The sequence below is a fragment of the Actinomadura sp. 9N407 genome (genome assembly GCF_044326315.1).
Taxonomy (GTDB): domain Bacteria; phylum Actinomycetota; class Actinomycetes; order Streptosporangiales; family Streptosporangiaceae; genus Spirillospora.
In genome coordinates, this window is sequence record NZ_JBIRAW010000019.1 from 65,291 (window position 1) to 90,261 (window position 24,971).

The 24,971-nt window shown below is 68.8% G+C and carries 21 protein-coding genes; 12 read left to right on the top strand and 9 right to left on the bottom strand.

Features of this window, described 5'->3' with window-relative positions:
- Positions 1-41: 41 nt before the first annotated feature.
- The 4 genes from ACH34Q_RS27410 to ACH34Q_RS27425 form a co-directional block, all read right to left on the bottom strand.
- On the bottom strand, positions 42-1,226 hold the full coding sequence (locus ACH34Q_RS27410; protein WP_395985947.1) for a flavin reductase family protein: 1,185 nt from the start codon (positions 1,224-1,226) through the stop codon (positions 42-44).
- Between the two features lie 708 nt (positions 1,227-1,934).
- Positions 1,935-2,252 (bottom strand): cupin domain-containing protein, encoded by a 318-nt coding sequence (locus ACH34Q_RS27415; protein ID WP_395985948.1) that lies wholly within the window; start codon positions 2,250-2,252, stop codon positions 1,935-1,937.
- A 111-nt stretch (positions 2,253-2,363) separates the two neighbouring features.
- Complete coding sequence (locus ACH34Q_RS27420; protein WP_395985949.1) at positions 2,364-4,271, bottom strand: primary-amine oxidase; 1,908 nt, start codon at positions 4,269-4,271, stop codon at positions 2,364-2,366.
- A gap of 94 nt (positions 4,272-4,365) precedes the next feature.
- Positions 4,366-5,811, bottom strand: a complete 1,446-nt coding sequence (locus tag ACH34Q_RS27425; RefSeq protein ID WP_395985950.1) for an aldehyde dehydrogenase family protein — start codon at positions 5,809-5,811, stop codon at positions 4,366-4,368.
- A 318-nt stretch (positions 5,812-6,129) separates the two neighbouring features.
- Here ACH34Q_RS27425 and ACH34Q_RS27430 point away from each other — a divergent pair, with 318 nt between their 5' ends.
- The 3 genes from ACH34Q_RS27430 (at position 6,130) to ACH34Q_RS27440 (ending at position 8,289) form a co-directional block, all read left to right on the top strand.
- The gene (locus ACH34Q_RS27430) at positions 6,130-7,074 is read left to right on the top strand and encodes a zinc-binding alcohol dehydrogenase family protein (RefSeq protein WP_395985951.1); all 945 of its coding nucleotides are present in this window, start codon (positions 6,130-6,132) and stop codon (positions 7,072-7,074) included.
- Between the two features lie 523 nt (positions 7,075-7,597).
- Positions 7,598-7,981 (top strand): hypothetical protein, encoded by a 384-nt coding sequence (locus ACH34Q_RS27435; RefSeq protein WP_395985952.1) that lies wholly within the window; start codon positions 7,598-7,600, stop codon positions 7,979-7,981.
- Positions 7,981-8,289, top strand: coding sequence for a hypothetical protein (locus ACH34Q_RS27440; protein WP_395985953.1), 309 nt, complete (start codon positions 7,981-7,983; stop codon positions 8,287-8,289). Before ACH34Q_RS27435 ends, ACH34Q_RS27440 begins: the two co-directional genes overlap by 1 nt.
- A 76-nt stretch (positions 8,290-8,365) precedes the next feature.
- On the opposite strand, the gene ACH34Q_RS27445 is transcribed toward ACH34Q_RS27440, so the two are convergent.
- Entirely contained in the window at positions 8,366-9,004 is a 639-nt protein-coding gene (locus ACH34Q_RS27445; RefSeq protein WP_395986036.1) for a hypothetical protein, read from the bottom strand.
- Positions 9,005-9,015: 11 nt separating this feature from the next.
- Between ACH34Q_RS27445 and ACH34Q_RS27450 the strand changes: the two genes are divergently transcribed.
- Both ACH34Q_RS27450 and rraA read left to right on the top strand, forming a co-directional pair.
- A complete protein-coding gene (locus ACH34Q_RS27450; RefSeq protein ID WP_395985954.1) occupies positions 9,016-9,300 on the top strand; it encodes a hypothetical protein in 285 nt (94 codons plus the stop codon).
- 12 nt (positions 9,301-9,312) lie between these two features.
- Complete coding sequence (rraA, locus tag ACH34Q_RS27455) at positions 9,313-9,777, top strand: ribonuclease E activity regulator RraA (RefSeq protein ID WP_395985955.1); 465 nt, start codon at positions 9,313-9,315, stop codon at positions 9,775-9,777.
- A 786-nt stretch (positions 9,778-10,563) separates the two neighbouring features.
- Here rraA and ACH34Q_RS27460 read toward each other — a convergent pair.
- The 4 genes from ACH34Q_RS27460 to ACH34Q_RS27475 all read right to left on the bottom strand — a co-directional run bounded on the left by ACH34Q_RS27460 (position 10,564) and on the right by ACH34Q_RS27475 (position 14,807).
- Positions 10,564-12,204: a tyrosine-type recombinase/integrase gene (locus ACH34Q_RS27460; RefSeq protein ID WP_395985956.1), complete on the bottom strand. Its 1,641-nt coding sequence runs from the start codon at positions 12,202-12,204 to the stop codon at positions 10,564-10,566.
- Positions 12,205-12,450 carry a helix-turn-helix domain-containing protein gene (locus ACH34Q_RS27465; protein ID WP_395985957.1) on the bottom strand — a complete coding sequence of 82 codons (246 nt, stop codon included), beginning with the start codon at positions 12,448-12,450 and terminating at the stop codon, positions 12,205-12,207.
- 237 nt (positions 12,451-12,687) lie between these two features.
- Positions 12,688-13,896 (bottom strand): TRM11 family SAM-dependent methyltransferase, encoded by a 1,209-nt coding sequence (locus ACH34Q_RS27470; protein ID WP_395985958.1) that lies wholly within the window; start codon positions 13,894-13,896, stop codon positions 12,688-12,690.
- Positions 13,893-14,807 (bottom strand): hypothetical protein, encoded by a 915-nt coding sequence (locus ACH34Q_RS27475; RefSeq protein ID WP_395985959.1) that lies wholly within the window; start codon positions 14,805-14,807, stop codon positions 13,893-13,895. Before ACH34Q_RS27475 ends, ACH34Q_RS27470 begins: the two co-directional genes overlap by 4 nt.
- A gap of 566 nt (positions 14,808-15,373) precedes the next feature.
- Here ACH34Q_RS27475 and ACH34Q_RS27480 point away from each other — a divergent pair.
- The 7 genes from ACH34Q_RS27480 (at position 15,374) to ACH34Q_RS27510 (ending at position 24,546) form a co-directional block, all read left to right on the top strand.
- Positions 15,374-15,700, top strand: a complete 327-nt coding sequence (locus ACH34Q_RS27480; protein WP_395985960.1) for a pilin — start codon at positions 15,374-15,376, stop codon at positions 15,698-15,700.
- A 313-nt stretch (positions 15,701-16,013) separates the two neighbouring features.
- Positions 16,014-17,327 (top strand): hypothetical protein, encoded by a 1,314-nt coding sequence (locus ACH34Q_RS27485; RefSeq protein ID WP_395985961.1) that lies wholly within the window; start codon positions 16,014-16,016, stop codon positions 17,325-17,327.
- A complete protein-coding gene (locus ACH34Q_RS27490) occupies positions 17,324-18,304 on the top strand; it encodes a PrgI family protein (protein WP_395985962.1) in 981 nt (326 codons plus the stop codon). The genes ACH34Q_RS27485 and ACH34Q_RS27490 overlap by 4 nt, the downstream gene beginning before the upstream one ends.
- Entirely contained in the window at positions 18,301-20,121 is a 1,821-nt protein-coding gene (locus ACH34Q_RS27495; protein WP_395985963.1) for a VirB4 family type IV secretion system protein, read from the top strand. Before ACH34Q_RS27490 ends, ACH34Q_RS27495 begins: the two co-directional genes overlap by 4 nt.
- On the top strand, positions 20,118-22,658 hold the full coding sequence (locus ACH34Q_RS27500) for a helicase HerA domain-containing protein (RefSeq protein WP_395985964.1): 2,541 nt from the start codon (positions 20,118-20,120) through the stop codon (positions 22,656-22,658). The genes ACH34Q_RS27495 and ACH34Q_RS27500 overlap by 4 nt, the downstream gene beginning before the upstream one ends.
- Positions 22,655-23,572, top strand: a complete 918-nt coding sequence (locus ACH34Q_RS27505; protein ID WP_395985965.1) for a replication-relaxation family protein — start codon at positions 22,655-22,657, stop codon at positions 23,570-23,572. The genes ACH34Q_RS27500 and ACH34Q_RS27505 overlap by 4 nt, the downstream gene beginning before the upstream one ends.
- Positions 23,572-24,546: an NlpC/P60 family protein gene (locus ACH34Q_RS27510; protein WP_395985966.1), complete on the top strand. Its 975-nt coding sequence runs from the start codon at positions 23,572-23,574 to the stop codon at positions 24,544-24,546. Before ACH34Q_RS27505 ends, ACH34Q_RS27510 begins: the two co-directional genes overlap by 1 nt.
- The last annotated feature ends 425 nt before the right edge of the window (positions 24,547-24,971 follow it).

A 24,971-nucleotide genomic window follows, 5' to 3' on the forward strand; every position in this document is an offset into this window, starting at 1 on the left:
CACCGGTCCGTCATCGCATCCGCGGGTACGGCGCGGGTCGCTCACGGCCTTCGGGGGGCGTAGTCGTCCGGTGGCGTGCCGCCGACCATCCGGGTCAGCTCAGCGCTGAAGTCGAGGGTCGATACGACGACCTCCTGGTAACGCTCAGGAGCACAGCCCGGACCGAAGCCGCCCACCACGACCTCGAGTTCGGCCGTGCCATGCCGGTCGAAAACGGGAGCTTGGATCATACTGACGTGCCGCTCAGGGAACTCGCTGCGGCTGAGCATCCGGTAGTCGTGTGCGACCTGTGCCCACAGCTCCGCGACCTCGTCCGGCCCGACCTCCGGCGACCCCATGACGGCGTCGAACCCGGCGCTCATCGTGTCCCCAAACGACAGGGCGTAGCCGTATTCACGCACCCAGTCGATCGTCTCACGCATGAACTCGTCGTCCACGTTGCCCAGCAGCCGACGGGCCCGGCGCATCCAGCGACCGCGGGTCTGCTCATCCGACCAAGCCGCGAAACCCGGAGCCATCGGCGCGGCAAACGGGAAGGTCATGCCTACAAGCTGCGCGCGAGCGTTCGCCGCCGTCAAGACCACCACCGAGTCTCCCGCGACCGTGGCCAGCAGGCACTCAACGCCCATTCGGTCCGCGAACGCCGCCACCGCATCGGTCACCTCCGAGGCGAGCCGGAGACGGCCACCGAGTTGGCGGGCGTCAAAGTCCAGCCGCAACGAGGGGAAGGAACCATAGCCGCCCTTGAGAAAGAGCAACGGGAGTGCTCCGGACCCGTCGCCGATGCCCAGATCATGAACCCGTCCGAGGACGAACTCGCGGTCTCCCACCGACAGCACGTCGTGCACCGTCGTATCGAACCAGGCGACGGCATCCCGCAGGCGCGGCATGCCGTGCTCATCGTAGTTCCAGCAGTCCTCGGCGAAGCATTCGTCGGTCGAGCCGGAGACGAAACTCTGGCAGAGCTCCTCATGTCCCGCCCCGAGCACCGAGACCCGGAACCGGCCGCTGCGCCGGATCTGCTGGAGCGTCTGCGACGAGGACGTCGCCAGGAACCCGACCAGTGGCGGGTCCTCGGACACCGAGGTGAAAGTACCGACCACTATGCCCGTCGGTGCTCCCAGGCCATCGACCGTCGTGATCAGCGTGACGCCCGTGGGGTACTGACCGACACAGGTCCGCCACCACGACTTTGCCAGCTCCGCGGCCGGCAGGCTCGTGACCATCTATATTCCCTCCTGTGCGGTGAGGAGTATCGCCACCCAACCCGGAGCGGGTCGCAGCGACCGGGGCGACGCTATCGTGTCCCCGGAGCCCTGCAAGGACTACACGATGGCAGGGGTGGTTTGAGTGACCGCCAGCCCTCCCCCGGCAAGACTCCGCAGCCCATCCATCTCGGACCTGTAGCCACCCGCGGACGGGAGACGGCGTCGATGTCGGCCAACTCCAAGGCCCGGCCGCTGAGCAATTCGTTGTGAGCCGAGCGATCATGCAACATGATTGGGATGTCAGGGAACGCCGCGTCGAGAAATGCTTAGTATGCCTTCGATGGAGCCATGCGAGTGACGTCGGCCGATAAGCCATTCGTTCCCATCTGCGCCCAACGGCCTGGGACCGTCCCAAGCCGAGGGGGCTGCCATAATCGCGTCCTCGTCCGCTCGCGGCAGGCAGGCGACTTCGGCCCTGATCAGGCCGCCGATCAGCTGCGTGTGGGCGCGGTAAATACCGGGCATCACCATTCGGCCATCGAGTTCAACGACCTCGTCGACAGCCTGGATCCGCTGAATGAAAGTCGGCGGTCTCCGACGCCGGTGATGACGCCATCCTCGACGAGAGGTGGAAGGCCCACTCCCGTGCGGGGGCGCAGGTGTAGACCGTGCCGTTGAATACGCGACCGTGGTCATCGGGTTTCTCCCGTCTGCAAACGGCCTTCCTCAGAGACGGTCGACGAAGAATTGGCGCAGCGGCGCCAGCACACTGATGCGGATGGTGGTGCCCTTGGGGAAGGATGCCGAGTCGCCCACGCCGAGCGAGTAGGTCGCCCCGTCCACCACGGCGATCTCGAGCATGCCGTCGAGAACTAGCACGGTGCGGTCGACCGGCAGCGTCACCTCGACCTGGGCAGGTGCCTCGGCGGGGGTCACAGCCCAGACGCCGGCATTGAGCGCCTCGTCCTGCCGCAGGTATCCCATCGCCCCGGCTCTGTACGGAGTCCAGGTCTCGTCGTCTGCGGCACGGTAGTAGGTGGGCACGGGTCGATCCTCCAAGTGGTGTGGTGAGACTCAGTGATTCCCGTCACTGGCTCGGCAGCTGTCCGGGTCGTTGCGCCAACTCCGGCCCGTGCAACGGTCCCGGTGAGCCGATCAGTGGCAGGCCGCATCGCCCGTGCCGCAGTGCTTCGGCTTGTTGGCAGGCACATCGAGGGCGGGGTTCTGGTCGAAGAAGTTGGTGGGGACGAGCATGAAGCTGGCGACCTCCGTGGGCATGACGGGCCAGTCTTCCGAGCGCGGGATGTGCGTGACGCCGAGGGTGTGCCAAAGCACGACGTCAGTGTGCTCCACCCCACGGTTCGCTTTCGTCCAGGTCGACAGCCCGGCACCCGATCGGTCCTGGTTGGGATGGTCACCACCGGAGTGCATCTCCGCAGGCGAGTACGGCGTCACCCACAGGTTGCGTGTGGCGAAGCCGGCGCGTTGGGCGATCAGAGAAGGAGCCTGGGCGATCAGGGTGTCCGACGCCCAGCCCGGCAGAAGCTTGTAGCCGACGGGAACGCCCCACCGGTTGGTCTTTCCGGGGTTGACGACCGACCAGCTTCGAGCGGTCTGCGGGTTGGTGAGCCAGTCACCGTCGTTCTCTCGGGCAATCAGGGTCCTGGTGAGCCCCATGGCATTGCCGTGCGGGTTCTCCGGTCCGACCGGGATCGCGTCGACGTCGTTCTGGTAGACGCTGTTCTCCCAGCCGTCGACCTCCATGTCGAGCCGGAACGAGAACAGGTGCTGGTGGTAGGTCGCGACCAGATTCTCCGCAATACGAGTGCCGTGCGGGGTGACTTCGTCGGCCTCAACCGCACGCGTCTGAACGATACCGAGGAGCTTGACGTCGACTTCAAGGTGTCCGTCCTGGAACAGGTTCCAGTAGAAGCCGTAGTGGTAGTTCCCTACGGTCGCGATGAAGCTGACGACGAGCTTGCGCGAGCGACGGACGTCGACCTTACCTGTAACCCAATCTGTGTGCTTCCACAGGATGCCGGCGTCCTCCTCGTGAATGCACACCGCGTTCTTGATGACGGTCGGCTCGCCGAAGTCATCGGCCATCACGGCGTCGAGATAGACGATTTCCCCGAGGCAGTCGCACCCGAGGGTCAGCGAGTTGGCCATCTTTCCCAGCCCGTACTCGCCAGCATCGAAGGCGCTGCGCCAGTAGTGCTCGTCGTGCGGGTCGCCGTAGGGCACGACCATCTCGGCAAGCGAACCGCGGTGCATGATCGAGCGGTACCCGCTGGCGTCCTTGTACTCGACGCCATGCAGCACCAGTCCATCAATCGGGTGCATGTTGACCCGGAGCCTCCATTTTTGCCAGGTCAGCTCCGGACCGTCGATGTGGAAGCCGACACCCTCCGGCTGAAGGATCTCGAGAGGCGCAATGTCAGTGCGCATCGGCTGGTGGTGCTCGGGCGTGTAGTTTGAGCAGCTCTCGTTCATCGGACGCACGCCATAGTCGTGGACCGCTACGACGGTGCGATGCACCATGTTGACCACGCCGACGACGCCCTCGATCGGGTGCGCGTAGCCGTTGTCATCCGGGCCGTGGCGCAGATAGGAGATCGCGGCCCACAGGCGCTTGCCATCGATGCCAAGCTCGGCGCGGTTGGCAACGCCCCAGGGGTCGCACTGGACCTGCGTCAGTTCGGTGACGCCACGCTTGGCAAGGGCCTCGACGAAGCGCGGGTCGGCCTTGAGTGTCTCAGTGAGGATCTCGATCTCTTCCGCGAGCATCGGCGCGGCACCGTTCTCGATCACTAGCGAGGAGACCACCTTTCCCCTGGCGAGGTCGACGAGGACGTCGTAACTGTGGCCCACGGTTCGGTCGACGACCAGCGCGCGGGCCCGCCGCGGCACTTGGACCCCGGCCCGGAGCAGGGCCTTGTCCGGCTCGTCGGTGAACACGGCGCCGAAGCCAGGGCGTGGGCCACCGATCCCTTCTGCGCGCACGAGACGCGTGACCGTGCGGATCTCCTCTGCGGTGAGGGCGTCGAAGAGCGAGCTGTGCATGGGAATGGCTCCTTACTCGGGTAAGCCCCGATCCGGCTACGACACCATGCCCGGCGGGCTGAGTTCACCGTCTCGGCTGAGTGGGGCAGGGCGGTCACCCCAGGTTGATGAAGACCGACTGGGGCTCGGTGTACTCGTCGAGGGAGTAGGAGCCGAGCTCGCGGCCCCAGCCGCTCAACCCGAAACCGCCCCACGGGGCGCCCGGGTCGATCAGCGGGATCTGGTTGACGAAGACGGTTCCTGCCTCGATGCGCTGTGGCAGGGAATGGGCCGCGACCAGGTCCTTGGTCCACAGCACGGCGGCCAGGCCGTAGTCGGTCCCGTTGGCCCGGGTGATGGCCTCGTCCAGGTCGTCGAACGGCATGATGGACAGAACCGGGCCGAAGATCTCCTCCCGGGCGATCGTCATCTCGTCGGTCACCTCGGTGAAAACGGTGGGGCGGTAGAAGTAGCCGCTCGCCAGGTTCCCTCCGACACGCTCACCACCGGTCACTAGCTGCGCGCCCTCCTCAATGCCACTGCGGACGTAGCCCGCGACGCGCTCAAGATGCTCGGTGGAGACGAGAGGGCCAACCACGCTCTCTGGGTCCTGGCCAGGCCCGATGCGCAGGGCGTCGGCTGCTGCGCCCAGCTTGCTGACGAACTCGTCGACCCGAGACCGGTGCACGAAGAACCGGGTATAGGCACCGCATGCCTGGCCTGTGTTGAACAAGCCACCCTGGAGGTTGCCCTGCACCGCGGCGTCGATGTCAGCGTCGTCGCAGACGATGCTCGGCGCCTTGCCGCCGAGTTCCAGCCCGACCCGCTTAAGATCGTCGGCCGACACCCGCACGATCTCCTGACCGACGGCCGTCGAGCCGGTGAAGGAGATCTTGTCGACACCGCGGTGGGCCACCAACGCCTTACCTACGTCCGGACCACCGGTGAGCAGGTTTACCACCCCGGACGGAACACCGGCCGCACGGCAGATTTGGGCGAGGCGCACCGTGGAGAGCGGAGTCTGCTCGGCAGGCTTGAGGATCGCGGTGTTGCCCGTGGCAAGTGCCGGTGCCAGCTTCCAGGCAACGATCGGAAGCGGAAAGTTCCAGGGCGTGATCAGGCCGCAGACCCCTAGCGGCACACGGCGCTGATAGGTGAACTGGTCGGGGATCGATACGGGCGACACCTTGCCCTCGATCTTGGTGGCATAGCCGGCGTAGTAGCGAAAGACCTGGGCGGCGAGCGGCACCGAAATGTTACTGCTGACGAAGGTCGGCTGCCCCTGGTCCAGGGTCTCCAGGGCGGCCAGTTCCCGGGCGTTTTCTTCAATGAGGTCCCCGATCCGCCACAGCAACCGACCGCGCGCGTCCGGCGTCATCGAGCGCCACTCGCTAGCCTCGAACGCAGTCCTCGCCGCCACTACCGCCGCGTCGACGTCGGATGAGGTCGCCTCAGCGAAAGTCGCGATCTCCTCGCCGTTCGCGGGGTTGACGGTTCCTCCAGTCGACCCGGTGGAGGAGTCGACCCACTCGTCGCCGATGAGGAGTTGGGCGGTCTGCATCGGGAAGCCTCCTAGGAACGCGCGTCGGAACTAACGCTGCCAGTCGGGTGGCACGGTGGCACGACGACGGTCCGGTCACCGAACCGCCAGTCAGACCATCCGGGTTGAGGCTCCAGCAGCCGATTCCTGGGCGCAGCTCAGAGCACCCGGGCACGTCCTGGAGAAGGCCGCCGACCCCTCGCCCGAACCCACTTCAGCAGTTCGAGGCCCACCACCAGCACTCGCGAGTCCGCTCTGCGGACCCGGAGGCAGCGTCAGAAGGTGGTGCGTAGCAACGTGGCGAGGGAACACGGGTCCACATGCTGAAAGGAAGCACCGATGCGCGCTGCGCGGATCCACGGCTGGGGCACTCCCCCGGTGGTCGAAGAGGTCCCAGACCCCGTACGACGGGCAGGAGAGACGCTGGTCAGGATTGAGGCCGCGACGGTCAGCCACCTGGACGTCACCGTCGCCACGGGCGAGTTCACCCTCAAACCCCCTCTGCCGTACGTCCCTGGGGTCGAGGGAAGCGGGATCGTCCTGGAGTCCGACACTCTTAAGCCCGGCACCCAGGTGATCTTCCGCGACCGAGCGCACGGGCTGACCGGCGACGGCTCTTGGCGCGAGTTCGCATCAGTCCGCGATGGGGCTCTGGTGTCGCTGGGCTTTCGACTTGAGGCAGCGATCGCGGCGACGTTCTTCGTCCCCGTGACCACCGCGTACGTCGCACTGCATGACGTCGGCCGTATCGAGGCCGGCCAGACCGTGATGGTCAGCGGCGCGACAGGGGCGGTCGGCTCAGTCGCCGTCCAACTCGCGCAGGCGGCCGGTGCAGAGGTGATCGCCCTGGTGTCCCGAGCCTCACGGCTGGATCAGCTCCCCATGGGGGTCACTGGTGTGGCGCTGGACGACGCAGCGGCAAGGGCACGACTGGCCACGGAACGTCCTGCTCACCTGATGATCGACACGGTCGGGGGAGCGGGCCTCGGTGACCGCATCAGGTGGATGCGCTCTGGAGGAAAGGTCGCCTGTCTGGGATACACCGCGGGGACCGCCTTTAGCATCGACCTGCCTTCGTGGTTTTACACCGACGTTGCGATCCTGCCGGTGAACTTGCTCAGCCGTGAACAACGCGCTCAGGAGGTCGCGCGGAAGCTTCTTCCCGACATCGCAGCCGGGGCCATCTCGGTACCGGTGGAGGAGTATGCCCTGACCGAGATCGCCGACGTGCTGGAAAAGCTCGGCAGCAGGGGCGTCAACGGCCGGGCCGTCGTCCTCATGTGAGCGAATCCAGCATCACCACGCAAGGTCCGCTCAACGATCCATCACCTTTGGGACCAGCGCATGCATGGTTCGACAATGTGGCCAGAGCGCGTCGCCCCTGTTCGGAATCCTCTCTGAGGCCCAGGTAAACCATGGCACGTCTCGCGGGGGCTCCTGAACTTCTCAAGAACTCACCTTCGTCCGAGGAGATGGGGTTCGACTTCATTGGCGTCTCCGAGCAGCACTTCATGTCGGGGCAGTGGCCAATCTCAGCATCCGGACTTGAGAGGGCACGAGTTGCCGAACGCACCAGCCCATCAAGCTGCGCCAAATGGCCGTGCTCCTCCGGACTCAACCATCCCATCCGAGTGGCTGAGCGAGTGGCCACCCTCGACCTGTCCTCCCCCAGTCGCGTCGAGATGTGCCCCGCGCTCCCACCGTTCCGTAGGCCTCTACCAGCACAGAGACCCACTTCGCCGCCAGCAAACTAGGCCTCGGCTGCAGTTCGGGCCCCGCCTACCTCGGCTGGGACTTCCCGTATTGGGTGCTCGACGAGTACCGCAAAGGTCTGGCAGAAGCCAAGCCCATCGGAGGCCTGTATGAAATCAACCCCAACTTCACCACCTTCACATTCCCGGCGTACTACGCCGAGAAGGCACTCAAGGAGGCCCGTACCAACATGCTAGGGCTGATGCATGACGTCGAGAAGCTGGAGAACGGCCTAGCCGGGACCGATGCGCCCAGATATCAGTACTGGGCGCAGCTGCGCAACACCCTCCACGAGCGCGGTGACGACCTTCCCTACCGCAACGACAGCAACCCGCCGCTGATGGCGGGCGACCCCGAGTTCAATGCAGGCGCTGGGGCGATCCTCGAGTATTCTTTCGTCCGGATGTGGACCCGGGGCGTCGGGGAGTTCGAGCTCTGATGATCATCTGGGCGCGGCCTCATGAGTTCGGCGTAACCGACCCGGACGACTTTACAAGGTTCCACGTCGAGTGCGGCGGACTTACCTCGCAGGAGTTTGCCGCCCTGCTGAAGGCCAGCCATGATGTCGAGCCGCACGAAGACCAACGACATGTATGGGTTAGCGTCGCTTTCTTGCACGTCCAACTTGGTATCGCCGACAACACAGTCCGTCGTGACGGTCTCCAGCGGATGCTCGCATTCGCCGCAAAGAATGGCTGGCTCAACCCCTCGGGCACTCACATTGCTGCGCACATCAAGGGTCTGTGAGACGCGCATCGCCTCGGGGAACAAAGGTGCCACCGATGCTGGATGAGAACCTCCCCGTGGTCACGGCCGCGCAGGCTCACTCTTTTCGATCGGCGAGCAGGGCCCGCAGGACGAAGGGCATGATGCCGCCGTGGCGGTAGTAGTCGGCCTCGCGGGGGGTGTCGAGGCGGGCGGTGACGTTGAAGGTCCGGTCGTCGGCGGTGACGGTGACGGTGTTGGGGATCAGTCCTTCGTTGAGGGGTTCCAGGCCGTGGATCGTGTAGGCCTCCTGGCCGTGGAGGCCCAGCGTGTCGGCTGTTTGGCCGTCGCGGAACTGGAGGGGGAGGATGCCCATGCCGATGAGGTTGGAGCGGTGGATGCGTTCGAAGGAGGCGGCGATGACCGCGCGGACGCCGAGGAGTGCGGGGCCTTTGGCGGCCCAGTCGCGGGAGGAGCCGGCGCCGTATCCGTGGCCGGCCAGGATGATCGCCGGTACGGCGGCCGCACGGTATCCGGCCGCGGTGTCGTAGATCGACGTGATCGCGTCCTCGTTGAGGAGGTCCAGTGTCCAGGGGCCTTCGGTGCCCGGGACGAGCTGGTTGCGGAGCCGGGGATTGGCGAACGCGCCGCGCATCATGATGGTGTGGTTGCCGCGGCGGGAGGCGTAGGTGTTGAGTTCGCCCGGTGGTACGCCGAGGTCTCTGAGGTGCTTTCCGGCGATGCTGGCGGGGGTGATGGCGCCGGCGGGTGAGACTGGCCGCCCTCCTGCTCGCGGCCGGCGCCGGGCTCGGCGTCGGCCAGCCCATCACCATGTCCTGGCTCGCCGAATCCGCACCCGCCGGGCTTCGCGGCCGCGCCATGTCACTGCGCCTTGTCGGCAACCGCACCGGCCAGATCATCCTGCCCAGCGGAGCGGGCCTGCTGGCCGCCGGCCTGGGAGCCGGCGGCGTCCTGTGCGCCGCCGCGATCGGCCTGGGCTGCGCCGGCCTGGCCGCTCGCCACCTCCCCCACGGCCCTTCCCCGACCAGTTGAAGGAGAAGCACCATGCACACCACCACCGCCGACCTCTACGACGAGCACGGCGACGCGCTCCAGTCCTGCGCACTGCAATTCCACCAGTACGGCGCCCGCCACGCCTTTCAAGGCGAGATCACGACCGTTCGCTGCCACGAGGACAACGTCCTACTCAAAGCCGCACTCGACGAAACGGGCGAGAACCGCGTCCTGGTCGTCGATGGAGGCGGCTCCCTGCGCGCCGCCCTCATGGGAGACATGATCGCCAAGCTCGCCGCGGACCATCACTGGTCCGGCATCATCATCAACGGAGCCGTCCGCGACACCGCCGTACTCCGAACCATCGACCTCGGCATCAAGGCCCTCGGCTCCAACCCGCGCAAGAGCAGCAAGAACGGAACCGGGCAACGCGACGTACCCCTCACCTTCGGCGACGTCACCTTCCGCCCCGGATCCGAACTGTTCAGCGATGACGACGGCATCCTCATCGCCTGACAACGCGGTCCCCAACCTCCCTGCACCCCGCCGTGCTCCTGGCCCCCCAGCCGAGTAGCTCAAGGCCCGCAAATATCGGGCTCGGCGCTGCGATCAACGAAGCAACCCCCTGCCTGGGCGAGAAGTTCAGAATCAGACATTCAACACAGGAATGAACGCCACGGTCGGGTCAACGTGGCGGGCGGCGATCTCGACCACGTGCGCGGCCACCCATCGAATCCGGCGCGGCCGGTTCCAAGACCTCTCCGACGGGCCCAGTGGACGTCGAGGACCCGACAGTGGTGTGACCAAACTGGACCAGCGCCTTTGGGTGCACCGAAGAACCAAGCGGCCCGTGCACCAGGCGAACGGAGACACCCGACAAAATCCCAGCACGCCGCGTGTCGCGTCCCCAGAACCCGTGCGCCTTTCGCCTGCCCGCGGTGGCGTGGAGAGTTCGCCCTCAGCGGGGATCCGTTGGTCGCATATCTATCCGAGCCGTGGACCACTGCTCGTATCTCCTTGGGGCATTGGACGATTAATCAACTCTCGGCCGACCGCCCTACGGAGGCCGTGATCAGCAACCTGCGTCAGTGCCGCGTCTCCTGTGAAGGCCCCAGCTTCCTGTTCTGGAAACTGGGGCCGGAGCAGGGCGTATCGGGCTCATGGACCGGAACGGCCCGAGTCGGATCGTCCCGGTTCATGAACGTTCCATGGGTGTCGATCTCAGCTGTGGCGCGCCTATCAGCACATGGGTGGTAGCCGCATACAGGTCAACGGTGTTGCCTCGGACGTCGTCCCCCACAGTCAAGGGCTCGGCGTCCCTGTCCCCGCCGTCGATTGCGCGCGTCGGTGCCGGGTTGCCCGACCGTCGAAGCGGGCCTTGGCGGGTTGACCGTGGCCGCCCAGGACGATAGCGGCAGCGTCTTCAGCAGACTGGTGGGCCAGTTGTGGGAGCAGGCTGGTGTAGATGTCGGCGGCGATGGTGATCGAGGACAGCCGCAGCGTCTCCTGGACGACTTTCATGTCGTACCCGGCGGCCAGCAGGAACGTGGCAGCGCCGTGCCGGAGATCGTGCAGGCGGATCGGTGGCAGGCCAGCTTCCATCGAGAGTTGTTCGAACTGTTCGGTGACCTGGTTGGGCGTCACCGGCTCCCCGGTCGGGGTGGTGAACACGTAGCCGGTCTCCACCCATGCCGTCCCGGCTTCCAGGCGTTCGGCGTTCTGGCGGGCCTTGTGGGCACGCAGCACTTTGATGGTGGTGCTGTCGAGACTGACGGTTCCTTCGCCGGCGTCGGTTTTGGGTTTGCCTTCGAAGGTGTCGGCACCGATCTGGGTGATCTGCCACCGAATCGTCGCGGTGGCGTTATCCAGGTCCACGTCGGGCCAGCGCAGGCCGCAGGATTCACCGCGGCGCAGGCCACGGAAAGCGATCAGGTGGTACTGCGCATACAGCCGATGCCCGCGGGCCCGATCAAGGAACCGGTTGGTCAAGATTGGTGTCCACACCATCACTTTGGAGGGGCGTGGGGCGCCGATGTAGGCGTCCAACCGGTTGATCCGCTCCCCGATCCGCTTGTGCGGTTCGAGCCGGGACTGGTGTTTGCGGCGCGCGTTCATCGTCGCGGTGTGGACGGCGAAGTCCCGCTCCCACTCAGCGATGCGCTCGCTGGTCCACACCAGCGCCTTGGGTGCCTTCCCGGACGGGAGTTCGACCAGGGCGGCCACGTTCACGTCGATGAGGCGTTCCCGGACGGCCTTGCTCAGCGCCGACCGCAGCGTCGCCCGGATCCGCTGCTTGGTGGCCGGGCCGACCACGCGGCGCCCTTTGACCTTGGCGCGCAGTTTGGGATCGCCGGTTTGGCGGGCGCGGGTGATGGTGTCGTTGAGTTCGTCGATGGCGTCGAAGATGCGGTCGACGTCGCGGACGCGGAGCCGGTCCAGCCGGATACGGCCCAGGTGGGGTCGCAGGTAGAGGTGGATGTGGTTGGCGTAGCTGCGGCGGGTGCCCTCGCGCAGGTTCTTGCGGCCGGCCAGCCAGGACTCCAGGTACTCCCCCACCGTCACCGACCGCGCCAGATCCTGCCCGGTCCGGACCTTCCGGCGCACCTCCTCAGGTGCCGGGAGCGTCTTGGTGTCGCGGACGGTGGCGGTGATCAGGTCGGCGATCTGGACGCGTGCGGTCTCGTCGTCACCGGCGATGCCCAGCAGTTCGATGGCCTGGTTGAGTTCGGCCTCGGCGGTGTCCTGGGCGGTGAATCCGCCGCGGCGCAGCGGCGCGCGCCGGTTACCGGCGGCGGTGAGTGGCAGCTCCAATTGGTATTTCCACGTTCCGTGGTGTTTGCTCCAGCGGCCATCGGCGCGGCGGAGTTTGGGGCAATGCTTGCCCAGCTGCTTGCCGTCCTGGTTGCGGCAGCCGCAGGTCTTGTAGGTGCTTCCTCTGGCCATTCAGTGTTCTCCCTGGTGTGGTGCGGGCTGCCCGTCCGATCGTCGGCCGATGGAGTGCTCGAGGCCGAGGCTGGTGAGCAGGTCGGCGGTGCGCACCCGGTAGCTGCGCCCGACCTGCATTACCGGGCACGGGAACCGGCCGGTGCGGGCCAGTTGGTAGGCGGTGGTGCGGCCGATGCCGAACGCGCGTCCAGCGGTGACCAGATCGACCGTGACGGGCAGCGAACGGATTTCCGCCGGTGACATCCCGGGCTTCACCGCGCACCCCCGCCGCGACCGGCCCGCTCGGCACAGCACGCCCGGTAGCGGTGCGTGTGCCGTGGCCGGGTGGTGCCGGGTGTGGGGGTGGCATGGGTGTCCTCCAGCGGATCGTGATCGTTCCGGCGGTCGTGGCCGTCGGTCGCAGTCCGCTGGCACGGGTGTGGACGTGGACGGCCGGTTCCGCCGGTGCGCCGGTAGGTACGCTCGCCTCGCCCCCGCACGTCAAGCCCGACCCCAGCGGCGTCGGCCAGGGGACGAGTGACGGTGACGGGTGGACCGATGAGCTGGGGGTGTCCCGGAATCGAGGTCAGGTGCCAACTCTGTCCGCAGGGGTAGGCGCGCAGCCGCGTTCCGGGTGCCGCGATGCGGGCGGCGTGGCGCGCTTGGCGTCGGGTCAGGTAGCGGGCCCTGCCGCAGCGTCCGCAGGTCCCCAGCTGCAGCCGCCCCAGCACCTCCTCCATCCGGTTCCGGCCGTTCTGGCTGGTCCGACTGGTCGGGCTGGTGCGGCGCTGGTTCCTGGGGTCGCTCATCGCGGGCTCCTCGCTTGCTTGTCGGGTCTTCTTCGTTCAGGTCGGTGGCGGGCTGGAACAGCAGGAGGTCTTCGTGGGCTGTGGTGCAGGCGGGGATGCCTTTGTCGCGGGCGCGGCCGGTTTCGAGCATCTGGAAGAACGAGGCGCGGGTGACCAGGCCGCCGTCGCGGAGCCCGGCCAGCAACGCGACGCGGCGGCCGACCAGGAGCAGCCCGTGCTGGTGTGCGGTGTCGATGACGCGGCCGGGTAGATCGATCAGCTCACCGCGGACGCGGATCGGGCGGACGGTGACGGCGATGACACCGCCTGGTCGCAACAGTGCGCTGGCGGCGGCCAGGATTTCCCCGAAGGCGTCCATGAGTTCGGGCATGCGGCGGTGCGCCAGGTTGCCGCGGTCGGTGGAGTAGCGGTGGTTCCATTTGGTGACTGGGCTGCCGTCTCCTTCGCGGGTTCCGGAGCGGACGTGGCCGTGGGTGTGGGACCCGTACGGCGGTGAGGTCAGGGCCAGCGCCGCCCTGCCACGCAGTCGCGCGTGGGCGGTGGCGATGGTGCGAGCGTCGCCGATGGCCAGGTACGCGGCGCCGGTGGCGCCTTGGCGCTGGGCGAGCAGCACGTTGGCTGCGGCCATCTGCGCCCACTGCGGCTCGTACTCCATTCCGGCGGCGTCCCGGCCGAGGTGGACGGCTTCGACCAGAGTGGTGCCGATACCGCACATCGGGTCCACCACCAGGTCTCCCGGCTCGGTGAGGTCTTGGATGACTTGGGCGGCGATGGCGGGCAGCATCTTGGCCGGGTGCCGCATCGACTCGGGCGTGTAGCGGCCCTGGCGCTGCAGGCGGGACGGCTTCTGCCCGGTCGCCAGCACCGATGCTTGCCTGGACTCCTGATATGCCGGATTCATCGGGCATCACCAACTCGCTTCTGCAGAAAGCACACATCGGCGTGCACGGAGACGGCCGGCGGCAGGGAATGGGAGCCGGTCTGGCGTAGTTCCGCGAGGTCGGCGGGGCCGGCCTGGACCATCAGGGAGTCGCCGTCGATGGGGACGCGCAGCGCGATGACGTGCTGGGCGTAGCGAAACCCCAGCCCTTGGGCTTGGCCGATGATGCGCGGCGCGGGGTCGATGAGCCGGTTGTTCTCGTGCCGGGCGGTGGTGATGACCGCCAGGACTCCGCCGGGGCGGAGCATCTTCCATGAGGCGGCCAGGAACAGCCCGAGTTGCTCGCGGGTGAGCATCCACAGGTCGGCCCGGCAGGCCGGGCAGCCGCGTTCCGCCGCTCGTTTGGGAATGCGCCCGCCGGTCTCGTACGGGGGCGGGGCGGCGATGACCAGGTCGACTTGGCCGAGGTGGTCGGCCATGCCGCGAGCCATCTGGTCGGGGCGGCAGGGGCGCATCGCCACCCGGTTCAGCTGCTGTTCGGGCAGGCGGGCGCGGAGCTGGGAGCCGATGTGCTGGGCAAGCGGGAAGTGCGGGACCGCGGCCATGCAGCGTCGGTTCAGTTCTGCTGCGGCGACCAGGGTGGATTCGCTGGTGGTGAATCCCTCGGCGACCACATCGCCTTCGCGTGTGCACAGCGAGATGAGGTGGCGGGCGAGCTGGTCGCCGACGGTCTGCCGGTGACGCGCGCAGATGTCGGCGTTGCGGGTGACGGCCGGGCCGCTGGCCGGTCGATGGGTGTGGACGGGCGCGCTGGTGTGGTCAGAGCACAGCCAGACGGTCAGCGGCAGCATTCGCCGTGCCTGACCGCTGGTGTCGGGGCTGCCGCGATGGCCGTGGCTGGGGTTGTTGGGGTTGGACGGTGTGTGGTGCATGTGCTGGGTGACCCGAGACGGTCACCGATCCCCTGTGCACCCATAAAGCACCGCCGGACCACCGCTTTTTGGCGGGGCGCACTGGTCATGTCTTGGTCAAGTTCCCTTGCCCGCCGCTTCACCTGACGCCCTCTCCTGTCCGGTCGCCATCCTGACTACAGAAGGCCACTGACCTGGTGTTTCGTGGGGCTGGGCGGCTACGGGTGGTGGGTGGTGCGGGTCAAGTCTCGGCAATGTCTTGCGGGGTGGCCGCCAATTTTCGCGGTTTCGGCGGTGCTTCATGGGTGCCAGAGGAGATCACGGGCCGGTTCGGTTCGGGCGGACGGTTCACCCGGTCCCCACCGTGCCCATCTCGTCATCTGAGTCCTTTTGAGGAGGACACCCAGAGCCTGGGCCGTCCCGGCCCCGTGGTCTCCCTCGGCAGCCCGTTCTTCCCGCCCTCAGATTCTGGAGACGCTGCCATGAACACCAACCACCACCCGCGCCGCACCCGGCGAACCTGCAGGCACCGCCACGAGAAGCCTCAGCTTCGGCCCCAGCGTCAGAGCCCGAGCCGGGGGCGGCTGGTGGCGGCCTCGCTGGTGTGGACCGCCGGATGCGCGGCGACCGCTCTGGTGGTCCCCGATGTGGCCGCGGCCAGCACGCTGCTGGCCGAGGCTGAATCGCTGGACCAGGTCATCACGAACCTGCGCAACGTGATCGTCGGTCTGCTGGTCGGGCTGGCCACGCTGTTCGCCACCATCGGCGGTGTCCGCTACATCCTGGCCGGCGGTGACCCGGGTGAGGTCGAGGCCGCCAAGAAGACCCTGCGGTACGCCGCGATCGGCTACAGCGTCGCGGTGCTCGCGCCGGTGCTGGTCAAGCTCCTGCAGAAGGTCGTCGGTGAAGCGTGACCCGGCCCCGACCGGCCGCGTGGTCCCGAGGCGGCCGGGACGGGCGCTGGTCGCGGCGATCCTGCTGGCCGCTGCCGCCCTGAGCTGCCTGATCGGCGCCACCTCTAGTGCGGCGGACACGCCGTCCCCGGTTCCCTCGCTCACACCGGCCCCGTCGACTCCCGCTCCATCCGACCCGCCTGCACGGCCATCGGTCTCGCCGTCAACGACTTCGTCCACCACTCCCGCCCCCACGCCGTCGCCGGCGCCGGGCGCGGGGGCTGGGTCGCAGGAGTCTGGCGGTGAGGATTGCGGGTTCGTCGATGTGGGCTGTATGGCCAAGCAGGCGGTGAACGGCTGGTTCCAGGACCTGGTGCGATCCGCGGCGAAGCCGATCTTCGGTCTGCTGCGGGCGACGGTGATGGGTACTCCGGAGATCGACTCGCCGGGGATGGCGCGGGCCCGGGACCTGTGGGGCACCTCGCAGACCATCGCCAACACCTGTTACGTCCTGGTCATCTCGCTGGCCGGTGTGCTGCTGATGGCCGGGCAGTCCCTGCCCGGAGGGGAACTGACTCCGGGGCGGTTGCTGGGGCGGGTGACGGTGGCGTTCGTGGCATCGAACCTGAGTCTGGTCTTGATCGGGTACGGGATCACCTTCGCCAACGGCCTGGCCGGAGCGTTCCTGGACGGCGCCGAGAAGCGGATCGATCCGGGGGTGGTCGCCGACCTGATCGCCGGATGGATCTCCGCGAGCCTGATCCCCAACCAGCCGTTCACCGCGTTCATCGCGCTGGGGGTGGTGGCGCTGGCGTTGTGCGTGGCGTTCATCTACATCATCCGGATCGCGATCACGATGGTCCTGATCGCGGCCGCCCCTTTGGCGTTGATGTTCCACGCGCTGCCTATGACCGACGGACTGGCCCGGCTGTGGTGGCGCGGCATCACCGGCGTCCTGGCCATTCAGGTGGTGCAGTCGCTGGTGCTGGCCACCGCGTTCCAGTTGCTGTTCACCGAGGTCAAAGACGGTGAGGACGCCGCCGACGTCCTCGGGATCCCCTCACGCAACGACACCATCGACCTGCTGCTGGCGACCGTGCTGCTGTGGGTGATGATCCGCATCCCGGCCTGGGTCGCACGCACGGTATGGCAGCCGGCGCAGCCGCGGATGCTCGGCCAGATCCTCAAGTCGTTCCTGGTCTACCGCGGCATCAACGCCCTGATCAGCAAGACCGGCGCAGCGGCGATGCGTGGCCGGAGCAGCTCCAAGCCGCACCGGCCCCCGCCGCGTGATCCGCCGGGCAGGCACCGGCAACCCCAGCCACCACCCGGCCCTACCCCGCCTCCTTCGCCTGGGGCGGCCGATGCGGACTCCGATACCGAACGAGGCAGGCAACCGGTGCAGCTCGCTCTCCCAATCCCGCTCCCACCCAAACCCTCGGCCAACCGGCCTGTGCAGCTGGCGCTGCCGATCCCGGTCTCCCGCGTCCCGCGCCCCGCCAGTGCGCCGCCGGTACCGCGGCGTCCGCGGGTGCGGTCGGGGCAGTTGATGTTGCCGGGCATGCCCAAACGCCCGGTCCCGCACCGGCAGCTTCCGCTGTGGGTCGAGCCACCCAAGGCCCGCAACGCCTCCAGGAGGACCCGGTGAACCGCCACGACGACCCGCCCCTGTCGGCGAAGATCCCGGCCGATGTGGACCGGCCCGACAAGATCCTTTACGGGTTGACCGCGCGGCAGCTGGCGATCCTCGCCGCAACCGGCTTCGCCGCCATGGGGCTCTTCATCGCGGCCGAGGGGCGGCTGCCGTTCCCGCTGCTGGTCGGGCTGGTGCTGCCGATCGTTGCCGCAGGTGCGGTGCTGGCGGTCGCGCGGCGGGACGGGATGAGCCTGGACCGGCTCGCCTTGGCCGCCCTGTCCCATGCCCAGTTCCCCAAGGCCCGGGTGTCGGCGCAGGGGCCGGTGCAGGCTCCGCCGGCATGGTGCCGGATGCGAGGCCGGTTGCCCGCTCCGCTTCGGTTGCCGGTGCGGGCGGTGCGCGAGGACGGGGCGATGGAGCTCGCCGATGGCGGGACCGCGGTGATCGTGCGGGCCGGGACGGTCGCGTTCGGGCTGCGGACGGCCGGTGAGCAGGCCGGGCTGGTCGCGGTGTTCGGGCGCTGGCTCAACTCCCTGGACGCACCCGTCCAGATCCTCGTCCAAGCCCGCCCCGTCGACCTGGCCGGCCTCGCCGAACCGATCGCCGAGACCGCCGCCGACCTTCCAGACCCGGCCCTGGAACAGGCGGCCCGCGATCACGCCGCGTTCCTGCACGAGCTGGGCACCGAACATGACCTGCTCGTCCGGCAGGTCCTCATCGTGATCGGCGACACCACCCACCAGCAGACCGACCCGCGCCCCTGGACCAAAGCCAGAAGGCAGCGGACGGCTCGGGATGCGGGGGCGGCGGTGGCGTTGCGGCGCGCCGACGAAGCCGTCCGTTCCCTGACCGCACTCGGTGTGGTGGCCGAGGTCCTGGACGCCGCCGCCTGCACGAATGTCCTGGCCGAATCTCTATCCCCAGCCGAGGCCCTTCCTGTGGATAACACCGGGCCCGATGAGCTGATCACCGCCAAGGAGCACCCGTGACACGACGATCTCCCATCAGCCGCCTCGCCAAGGTGCTCCAGCGCCCGGATGTGCCGAACGAGAACCGGGCCTTGGTAGAGGGCGGGGTCGGGCCGTCGGCGTTGCGGGTGAACGCCCGGTCGGTGGAGTTGCCGGGCCAGGTGTGCGCCTCGTTCGCGGTGACCGGGTACCCGCGCGAGGTCGGCGCCGGCTGGCTGGAACCGCTGCTCACCTACCCGGGCCGGCTGGACGTCTCGCTGCACATCGAGCCGATCCCGCCATTGATCGCCGCGCAGCGGCTGCGGCGGCAGCTGGCGCGGTTGGAGTCGGCGTCCCGCGTGGATGCGAACCGGGGCCGGCTGGCTGATTTCGCGGCCGAGGCCGCCGCCGATGACGCCGCCGAACTGGCCGCCTCGCTGGCGCGCGGTTACGGGCGGCTGTTCCGGGTGGGGCTGTATCTGACCGTGCACGCCGCCACCCACGCCGACCTCGACCTGCAGGTGCAGCAGGTGCGGGCGCTGACCGCGTCGCTGCTGCTGGACGCCCAGCCCACCACGTTCCGCGCCCTGCAGGGGTGGACCACCACCCTCCCGCTCGGCGTCGACACCGTGAACGTACGGCGGGCGTTCGACACCGCCGCTTTGGCGGCGGCGTTCCCGTTCTCCTCACCCGACCTGCAGCCACGCCTGGGCGATGCGCCGGTGCTGTACGGGCTGAACGCCTACTCCTCCGGGGTCGTGGTGTGGGACCGCTTCGCGCAGGACAACCACAACTCGGTCACCATCGCCCGCTCGGGCGCGGGCAAGTCCTACTTCACCAAACTCGAGACCCTGCGCCTGCTCTACCAGGGCGTGCAGGTCGCGGTGGTGGATCCAGAAGATGAGTACCGCCGCCTCAGCGAGGCGGTCGGCGGCACTCACATCGGGCTCGGGTCGCCGGGGGTGTTCTTCAACCCGTTCGATCTCCCGACCGGAGGCGACGAGGACACTCTGATCCGCCGCGCGCTGTTCCTGCAGACCCTGGTGGCGGCGATGCTCGGCGAACCCCTCGCGCCCGGAACGCGGTCGGTGCTGGATCGGGCGGTGCTGGCCACTTACGCCGCCGCCGGGATCACCTCCGATCCGCGCACGTGGAAACGCCGCGCGCCGCTGCTGGCCGACTTGGCCGCCCAACTCGATGTCGCCGCCCAATCCGGTGCTGCCGAAGCCGCCGACCTGGCGGCACGCCTGGCCCCGTACGTCACCGGGTCGTATCGGGGCCTGTTCGCCGGACCGACCACCACTCCCGCCGACGGTCACCTGATCGTGTTCTCGCTGCGTGACCTGCCCGAGGAGACGCGGCCGGTGGGGATGCTGCTGGCGCTGGACGCGATCTGGCGCAAGGTCACCGATCCCGCCGATCGGCGCCGCCGGCTGGTCGTCGTCGACGAGGCCTGGACCCTGATGCGCGACAGCGAAGGCGCCCGCTTCCTCTACAAGCTCGCCAAGTCGGCCCGCAAGCACTGGGCGGGCCTGGCCGTGGTCACCCAGGACGCCGCCGACCTGCTGTCCAGTGATCTCGGGCGGGCGGTGATCGCCAACTCCGCCACCCAGATCCTGCTCCGCCAAGCACCCCAGGTCATCGAAGAGATCACCGAAGCATTCGACCTCACCGACGGCGAGAAAGCATTCCTGCTCGCGGCCAGCAGAGGCGAGGGCCTCCTCTGCGGGACGGGCGGCGGCTCCGACCGCGCCGCATTCGCCGGGGTCGCCAGCCCGCAAGAGCACATCTTGGCAACCACGCACCCGGCCGAACTCGCCGAACTCGACACCCACAGCCGGAAGGCGGACCCGCGATGAACCTCGATCACACGGCATCAACGGCTGCCGACCATTGGCTGGATCTGCTGGCCGAGGCGCTCCACAACCCGCAGCAGATCGTTGATCTGGTGGACGCTTATGGTCCGGCGGCGGGTGCGGCCGTCCTTTCCGGGGCGGCGGCTGTGACGGCGGCGCGGTCGCTGCTGTGGCGGTGGCAGAACCACCGCCTCACCGCCGGCGCGCGGCTGATCGAGATCGCCATCCCGCCCAAGATCGAGGACAGCAGCGCCGCCGCGTGGTGGTCGCACCTGGTCGGCCTCACCGCACCCGTCTGGAAGCGCCTGGTGTTCGGGCAGCCGCACCTGACGTTCGAGTACATCGCCGACCACAACGGCGTCCGGTTCCAGATCTGGGTCCCCGGCACCATCCCCGACGGACTGGTGCAGAAGGCGACCCGGTCGGCGTGGCCCGGCGCCACCCTCACCACCCGCCCCGCCACACCCCCGGTCCCCCTCGACGCCGCCACCACCGGGGGACGCCTGGTGCTGGGACGGCCGGACTCGTTCCCGCTGACCACCAGCCACCACACCGACCCGCTACGCGCGCTCCTGGGCGCAGCCTCCGGCCTGGCCGACGGCGAGCACCTGGCCGTACAAGTGTCGGCCCGCCCGGTCACCGGACGCCGCTTGCAGCGCGCCCCCCAGGCCGCGGCCGCCCTGCGGGCGGGCGGCTCCACCAGCACCAGAGGGGCCCTGTTCGACCTCATCACCCCGGGCGGCATGGCGTCACGGCGGCGGGCGGGCGAGATATCGCGAGATTTCCCCGAACGCACCGATCAGATCCGCGCCATCCTCGGCAAAGCCGCACAACCCCGCTACGCCGTACGGATCTGCTACGCCGTCGCCACCACACGGTGCGAAGGCGCCGAGGCCAAGGCGTGGCTGCGCGGCTACGGCCACGAGATCGCCTCCACCTTCGCCCTGTTCACCTCCGGCCACCAGCACCTGCGCCGCCGACGCCTCCCCCACCCCGCCACCCACCTAGCAGCGCGCCGCCTCGACCGCGGCTACCTGCTGTCGGTCGCCGAACTGGCCGCCCTCGCCCACCTTCCGCACGACCTGGCCGCGCCGGGCGTCACCCGGGCCGGGGCCCGGCCGATCGCGCCCTCGCCCGCCGTCCCCGCCGCCGGCCCGGGGATACGCGTCCTCGGCGACTCCGAGGCCGGGGCGGCGCGGCCGGTGGGTCTCACCGTCGCGGGTGCCCGCCAGCATCTGCACGTCCTCGGGCAGACCGGCGTCGGCAAGTCCACGTTCCTGGCCAACCTCGTCCTGGCCGACGCCGAAGCCGGACGCGGCGTGCTGGTCATCGACCCCAAAGGCGACCTGGTCGCCGACGTCATGGACCGCCTCCCCGAACGCGCGATCGGCCAGACGGTGGTGTTCGACCCGGCCGCACCCGGGCCGCCGCCGTGCCTGAACGTCCTGGCGGGGGCGGATGCGGCGTTCGCGGCCGAGTCGATCGTCACCACCTTCCGCCGCTGCTTCTCCTCTTCCTGGGGACCGCGGCTGGACGACCTGCTGCGCTCGGCGTGCCTGACCCTCACCCGCGTCAACGGCGCCCGCGCCACCCTCGGCGACATCCCCCGCCTGCTGGTCGACACCCCCTACCGGGCCCGCGTGACCGGCCGCCTCACCGACGAACTGCTCCGCGGGTTCTGGGCCTCCTACGACGAACTCACCCCCGCCGCGCGCGCGTCGGCGATCAGCCCGGTGATGAACAAGCTCCGCGCCGTCCTGCTGCGCCCGTTCGTCCGCGACACCCTGTCGGGCAGCCAATCGACCGTCGACCTCGCCCACACCCTCGACACCGGCGGCCTCATCCTGGCCCGCCTCCCCAAAGGTGTTCTGGGGGAGGACGCCGTCCGGCTGTTCGGGTCGCTGCTGCTGGCCCACGCCTGGCAGGCCATCACCCCACGCGCCCAACAACCCGAGCACGACCGGCGGGACGCGGCCGCCTACATCGACGAGGCCCACAACTTCCTCAACCTGCCCGGCTCGGTCGGCGACATCCTCGCCGAAGCTCGCGCCTACCGCTTCAGCCTCGTCCTAGCCCACCAGCACCTATCCCAACTCCCCAAGGACCTGCGCGAAGCGATCTCCGCCGACGCCCGCAACAAGATCTACTTCGCCGCCTCACCCGAAGACGCCGCCGACCTGTCCCGCCACACAGCACCGCTCCTGTCCCCACACGACCTCTCCCACCTCGGCGCCTTCCAAGCCGCCGGACGCCTCATGGACGGCTCCGCGCCCACCCCGGCGTTCACCTTCCGCACCCGCCCCCTACCCGACCGCATCCCCGACCGGGCCAAACAAGTCCGGCGCGCATCCCGCGAACGCTTCGTGACCGCCACACCCAAACGCGACATCCCCGCCATCGGCCTCCGCACCCTCGACACCCACCCACCACAAGCCCCCGCCCCCGCCCCCGCCTCGGGCTCGGGCTCGGGCTCGGGCTCGGGCTCGGGCTCGGGCTCGGGCGATGAATCGCCGTCAGCCAATGAGGAGGAGTCGTCGTGACGCAACCGCAGAAGAAGACCGCCCAGCGGCTGCGCGACAGCGCGACCAGGCCGCCGAGAATGACACCGGAACTGGTCGCCGAGGTCGCCTACCGCCTCACCGACCGCGACCGCGCCCTCCTCGGTCTGGTCTGGGAACACCGGGTGCTGACCACCGACCAGCTCACCTCGATCTTCTTCCGCACCCCCGAACGCGCCCGGCAACGCCTCAACCGGCTCCACCACCTTCACGCGCTGCTGCGGTTCCGGCCCTGGGCCCCGATCGGCTCCCGCCCCTGGCACTGGGTACTCGGCCCCACCGGCGCCCACGTCCTGGCCATCACACGCGGGCAATCCCTGACCGAGTTCGGCTACCGGCAGACCGACGCCACCGCCATCTCCGTGTCCCCCCGGCTGGGCCACCAGATCGGCGTCAACGACTTCTTCGCCCGCCTGCACGCCCACGCCCGCCACCACACCGAGACCACCGCCCTAGAAGAGTGGTGGTCCGAGCAGCGCTGCGCGGCACTCTGGGGCGACCTCGCCCGCCCCGACGCCTTCGGCCGATGGACCGAACCCGGCGCAGACGGCACACCGAACACCCTCGACTTCTTCCTCGAGCACGACACCGGCACCGAGACTCTCGCCCGGGTCGCCGCCAAACTCGGCGGGTACGCCGACCTCGCCGAAGCCACCGGCACCACCACACCCGTCCTGTTCTGGCTCCCCAGCCCCAAACGCGAAGCCAACCTCCGCCAACGACTCGGAACCCCCGAAGTCCCCGTCGCCACCGCCGTCCACACACCCTCCACGTCGCACGACGGGCCTGCGGGCCAGGTGTGGCAACCGGCCGGACCAGGCGACTCCCGGCACCGCCTCGCCGCCCTCGCCCAGGCGTGGGGAACCGGCGAAACTCGTGAGCCCGAGACATCCTGATGCCGGTACTCATCGGCGCGGCAGCCGCCGTGCTCATGCTGGTCGCGGTGTTCGTCGGGGCCCTGAGTGCGGTCCTGCCCGGCTCGGGGACCGGCGGGGCGACGTGCCAACCCGGCACGGCCGGGTCCGGCACCGGAATCCCTGCCGCCTACCTGACCCTGTATGTGAAGGCGGGCCAGCGGTACGGCATGGGGTGGCACGTACTCGCCGCCGTCGGCAAAGTCGAATCCGACCACGGGCGGGGCCGCGAACCAGGGATCAGGTCGGGGACGAACGAGGCTGGAGCGGCGGGGCCGATGCAGTTCCTGTCCGGGACATGGGCGGCCTTCGGCGTCGATGGCGACAGCGACGGCGATAAGGACATCTACGATCCCGTTGACGCCGTCCCGGGTGCCGCGCGCTACCTCAAGCACGAAGGCGCACCCGAGAAGATCCGCACCGCCCTGTTCCACTACAACCACTCGAACACCTACGTCGAGACAGTCCTACGCGCGGCTCGCGCGTACGCCAAGGCGGGTAGGCCCAAGACGGAGATTCCTTCGGTAGAGAGCGGGGCCTGCAGGGAGGCCGGCTCGTTCTCGGTTCAGGCTCCGGAGAAGGCGGCGGCAAGGGCGATCGCGTTCGCCCGCGCCCAGCTCGGCAAACCCTACGGCTGGGGCGCCGAAGGCCCCGGCGCCTTCGACTGCTCGGGCCTGACCTACGCCGCCTACCGCGCCGCCGGAATCACTATCCCGCGCGTGTCCGGCGACCAATGGAACCGCACACCCCACATCCCCCGAGGCCGAGAACAGCCAGGCGACCTGGTCTTCTTCAACTCCGGCCCCGGCACCTCCACCACCAACCCCGGCCACGTCGGCCTGGTCATCGGCCGGGGAAAGATGATCGCCGCACCCCACACCGGAACCGTCGTCCAGATCCAGACCTACAACCGCAGCACCCTGCTCGGCTTCGCCCGCCCCGCACCGAACCACTGATCGCGCGCCAGGACGCACGCGGGACGTCCCTGGGAGCTGCCATCATGATCAGCCCTGACCAGCGCCGGAGAACGGGTGATCGACGATTCAGTGGTTGCCGTAGCTGATGAGCGCATGACCGAATGCATCGTTTGGCGACCCCCGAGGTCCGCGGCGTAATTTCAGCAGGGAGAGGGCCGCTGGCCTGCTGGCAGTTCCGGCGCAACTCGGCCACCCGATCTCGTTCCCGGAGGCCTGGCGCGGGGCGCTAGCGAGGCTCTTCGGCCGCGATCCTTGGCAGAGTCGCGGTGACCTCGCCGGGTCGACCGGGAAGATCCTGCCACTGCAGGCGGAGCAGTAGATACCAACAGTCCCACCAAAGGCTTCTTGGGTTCTGGGACCGCCACACCGGCCGCGGTCATGCTGTGATCAGCCGCCCCACTCCA

Bases quoted from the DNA above. Each gene is read 5' to 3' on its own strand.
- ACH34Q_RS27500 (WP_395985964.1), top strand. From the start codon at position 20,118: ATGAACCTCGATCACACGGCATCAACGGCTGCCGACCATTGGCTGGAT.
- ACH34Q_RS27440 (WP_395985953.1), top strand. From the start codon at position 7,981: ATGATCATCTGGGCGCGGCCTCATGAGTTCGGCGTAACCGACCCGGAC.
- ACH34Q_RS27465 (WP_395985957.1), bottom strand. From the start codon at position 12,450: ATGTCACCGGCGGAAATCCGTTCGCTGCCCGTCACGGTCGATCTGGTC.
- ACH34Q_RS27485 (WP_395985961.1), top strand. From the start codon at position 16,014: ATGGCCAAGCAGGCGGTGAACGGCTGGTTCCAGGACCTGGTGCGATCC.
- ACH34Q_RS27510 (WP_395985966.1), top strand. From the start codon at position 23,572: ATGCCGGTACTCATCGGCGCGGCAGCCGCCGTGCTCATGCTGGTCGCG.
- ACH34Q_RS27460 (WP_395985956.1), bottom strand. From the start codon at position 12,204: ATGGCCAGAGGAAGCACCTACAAGACCTGCGGCTGCCGCAACCAGGAC.
- ACH34Q_RS27410 (WP_395985947.1), bottom strand. From the start codon at position 1,226: ATGGTCACGAGCCTGCCGGCCGCGGAGCTGGCAAAGTCGTGGTGGCGG.
- ACH34Q_RS27470 (WP_395985958.1), bottom strand. From the start codon at position 13,896: ATGAATCCGGCATATCAGGAGTCCAGGCAAGCATCGGTGCTGGCGACC.
- ACH34Q_RS27475 (WP_395985959.1), bottom strand. From the start codon at position 14,807: ATGCACCACACACCGTCCAACCCCAACAACCCCAGCCACGGCCATCGC.
- ACH34Q_RS27420 (WP_395985949.1), bottom strand. From the start codon at position 4,271: ATGCACAGCTCGCTCTTCGACGCCCTCACCGCAGAGGAGATCCGCACG.
- rraA (WP_395985955.1), top strand. From the start codon at position 9,313: ATGCACACCACCACCGCCGACCTCTACGACGAGCACGGCGACGCGCTC.
- ACH34Q_RS27430 (WP_395985951.1), top strand. From the start codon at position 6,130: ATGCGCGCTGCGCGGATCCACGGCTGGGGCACTCCCCCGGTGGTCGAA.
- ACH34Q_RS27425 (WP_395985950.1), bottom strand. From the start codon at position 5,811: ATGCAGACCGCCCAACTCCTCATCGGCGACGAGTGGGTCGACTCCTCC.